This window comes from Streptomyces sp. NPDC059477 (assembly GCF_042749375.1).
Taxonomy (GTDB): domain Bacteria; phylum Actinomycetota; class Actinomycetes; order Streptomycetales; family Streptomycetaceae; genus Streptomyces.
Window position 1 is genome coordinate 5,846 of the sequence record NZ_JBHYUG010000064.1, and the last position, 3,238, is coordinate 9,083.

General features: G+C 70.5%; 3 protein-coding genes and 1 pseudogene. 2 read left to right on the forward strand and 2 right to left on the reverse strand.

The features are described from left to right. Nucleotides 1-1,212: 1,212 nt before the first annotated feature. Nucleotides 1,213-1,419, reverse strand: a complete 207-nt coding sequence (locus ACFXAZ_RS27240; protein WP_384596562.1) for a hypothetical protein — start codon at nt 1,417-1,419, stop codon at nt 1,213-1,215. Between the two features lie 35 nt (nt 1,420-1,454). After that, nucleotides 1,455-1,688: pseudogene (locus ACFXAZ_RS27245) on the reverse strand (radical SAM protein); the annotation flags it as partial. 223 nt (nt 1,689-1,911) lie between these two features. On the opposite strand from ACFXAZ_RS27245, the gene ACFXAZ_RS27250 reads away from it, so the two are divergent. Together ACFXAZ_RS27250 and ACFXAZ_RS27255 are read left to right on the forward strand one after the other, a co-directional pair. Continuing rightward, entirely contained in the window at nt 1,912-2,355 is a 444-nt protein-coding gene (locus ACFXAZ_RS27250) for an SRPBCC family protein (protein WP_384596564.1), read from the forward strand. Between the two features lie 314 nt (nt 2,356-2,669). Beyond that, the coding region (locus ACFXAZ_RS27255; protein WP_384596567.1) for an MFS transporter at nt 2,670-3,238 on the forward strand (569 nt) is incomplete at its 3' end.

Consider the following 3,238-nt stretch of genomic DNA (forward strand, 5'->3'; position numbering starts at 1 on the left):
CTCCAGGACCAGGGCCGCGGGGGGCGGGGGGGGGGGGGGCCGGGGGGGGGGGGGCCCCCCCCCCCCCCGCGCGCCCCCCCCCGGGGGCGCCCCGGCGGGGCGGGGAGAGTAAGCCCCCGGCGGGGGGGCGCCCCCGGCGCGCCCCCCCCCCCCCTGCTGGAGTACTAGGGCGGCGATCGGGTTCGACTTGGTTGGCTTGCGCCGGAGCAGGGCTTTCAGGCGGTCCCGCTGGTCGGGGGTGAGTGGGGGTGCCTGGTCGGCCAGTTCCTGGGCGTAGCGCCGAATGGCGGCGATATCCGCAGTGGTCAACGCCATCAGTGATCTCCTTACCAGGGCGTACATCCTTGACGACGGCCACGACGCTGGACCGCAGGCTCACCGGGCCGGGCAGTTCGCGGCATACATTCCGGTTGGATCGGCCGGCAGGGGGCTGAGGCAGCTCCGGGGGCCTGACGGCGCCGGCCCGTCGTCCGGCTTCCCGGGGGCCGAAGCGCCCTCTGGTCAGGGCATCGGTATCAGTGCGCTGTGCAGCAGCAGTCTGTGAGTTGCTCAACCGCTCGGTAGGCGTCGCAGGGTCGGGACGGGAAACGGTCCTTGACGAACGCAGTGTGTCGTACCTGGGCGAAGGGCCCGAGCGTGGCTGGGGGGTCAGCGATGCATGGGCCGGTGGTGCCGGGAGTGCCGCCATGCTTCCTCAGTTTTATCGCGGAGAGTCCCTGATATGCATTTTTCCTGAATGCCTCCAATGTGCCGTTCCGATCGCTTTGTGTTGGCGCGTGTAATGATCATCTGGCGTTGGGGGCCTGCCCCCGAGTGGTGGTCCCGACAACGGTCGGCCGGTGCAGGGTTGCTCTCTCCGTGTGCCTCTCTCAACGCGCGCATGTGCATCGTGCCCGCGCATCCGCGCCGACGGAGGCGTCACTCACTGGCGAGTTCGCCACGGCGCAACCTTCGCCCGGCGCCCACGGCGGATGATCGTGTGCCCGCCACGCGGCCGGCCGCGCGATCCCGTCGGGCAGTGCAAGGGTTGATCGACGGGCCCCCACCTTCCGCGAACGCCGACGAGATCTTCCGCGACCTGAAGAAACCCAAGATGGCGTCGACCTGGAACAGGCAGGCCGCCACCATGGCGCCCGGCGCGTTCACCCGCTCCGTCGGCGGGACTACCTCGACGGCGTCCTGGGCGACTGAGACGTCCCTGAAGTGCGTCGGTTACAGGCGCTTCGCTGTGCGGTCGCGCAGCAGCAGCCACTGACTCGCGTCGGTGCCGCCTGAGCGCGCGGCCGGTCCGTGCAGCAGCACGGCGTAAGCCGTCCTCTCCGCCTTGCTGGGGGCGGCATGCTGGCCTGGCGTCTCCGGGGTCGGGAAGGACTCCGTCATGCCTTTCCAGGCCTTGTCCGCGTTCGGAGTGCTGAGCATCGGCCCTCCCGGGCTCAATAGGGTCATGCGGCGAAGTACACGCACGCGTGCGAGCAGCCCCGGTAGGGGTTGATCGTCCATTCGAACGGCATCCGGGAGGCGCCGGGCACCCGGTTGAGGATCGAGCGGGCCCGCACCTCGTGGAAGGTGATGCCCTTGAACTCGGGCGTGTCGAAGGTTCGGGTGATCACCGCGTCCGCGCCGAACAGCGCGGCGTCGGCCGCCCGGCTGTGGCCGCCGGACTCCACTGTGAGGTTCTCCCAGCGCATGACGCCTCCTCGGTAGCACTGACCACAGAATAGAACACACGTTCCCATGATCATGCGAACGTCAGTGCGAAGAAGCTGTGTGCGTCAATTTTGGATACGGGGTGTCACTCCTTCGATCGCTTCCGTAACGGCCACCGGACCCCGATTTGGGTCATGGCGACCGGGGTGGTTGGGTGGGCCGCATCCGGAGCAGTCCCCGAGAACCATGTCCTGGAGGAAGCCGATGGCGCAGGTCGAGGCCACTACCGAGCGGGTCGTCGCAGCGGACCCGGAGACGGTGTTCGACACGCTCGCCGACTACGCCGGCGCGCGCGCGAACTTGCTGCCGGAGCAGTTCAGCGAGTACGAGGTGCGCGAGGGCGGCGACGGCGAGGGCACCCTCGTCCACTGGAAGCTCCAGGCCACCAGCAAGCGCGTCCGTGACTGTCTGCTGGAGGTCACCGAGCCCAGCGACGGCGAGCTGGTCGAGAAGGACCGCAACTCCTCCATGGTCACCGTCTGGCGGGTCACCCCGGCCGGCGAGGGCAAGTCCCGGGTCGTGGTGACCAGCACCTGGACCGGCGCCGGTGGCATCGGCGGCTTCTTCGAGCGGACCTTCGCACCCAAGGGCCTCGGCCGGATCTACGACGCCATCCTCGCCCGACTGGCCACCGAGGTCGAGAAGTAGTCGAGAAGCACCAGCGGCGGGAGCCTCCCGACCCCTCTGGGATCCCCGACCCCTCTGGGATCCCCGGCCCCGCTGGGACTCCCGGCCCCTGTGAGACTCCAGCCCCTATGAGACTCCCGGCCCCAATGGGCCCCCCGATCCCTCGGAGGCTTCCGGCTCCCGGAGTCAAGCACCCCTCGCCGTAAGGGAGTTGCGTCTCACCGGTTCGAGTGGATCCGCCCTGAATGTGGCGTTACGTCGTAACTCGTGGCGCTTGCCGTTAGTTCTCGCTTTACGCGGGACATGTGCGGCAGGCGCGACGAGGGGAGCGTTACGTGGGCGGGGTCACCCTGGTGAAGGACGAGCCGGTACGGGACGGGCCGGTTGGGGACGAGCAGCCGGACGAACGGGCGAGGGAACAACCGGCGGGGGACGCGCCGCCCCCCGCCCCGGTACCCCGTACCGCCCCCGGCGATCTCAGCCCGCGCCGGGTGCGGCTGGTGTTCTTCGGGCTGATGCTGGCGCTGCTGCTCGCCGCGCTGGAGCAGATGATCATCGCCACCGCGCTGCCGAAGATCGTCGGTGAGCTGCACGGCCTGGACCGGATGTCCTGGGCGATCACCGCCTATCTGCTCACCTCCACCGTCGGACTCCCGGTCTACGGCAAGCTCGGCGATCTCCTCGGCCGCAAGGGCGTCTTCCAGTTCGCCATCGTCGTCTTCGTCATCGGCTCCGCGCTCGCGGGCCGCGCGCAGACCATGGACCAGCTGATCGTCTTCCGCGCGGTGCAGGGCATCGGCGCGGGGGGGGGGGGGGGGGGGGGGCGGGCCGGGCGGGGCCGCCCCCGGGCGCCGCCCCCCGCCCCCCCCGCGCGGGGGGCGAGCGTCGCGCCCCCCCGCCGCGC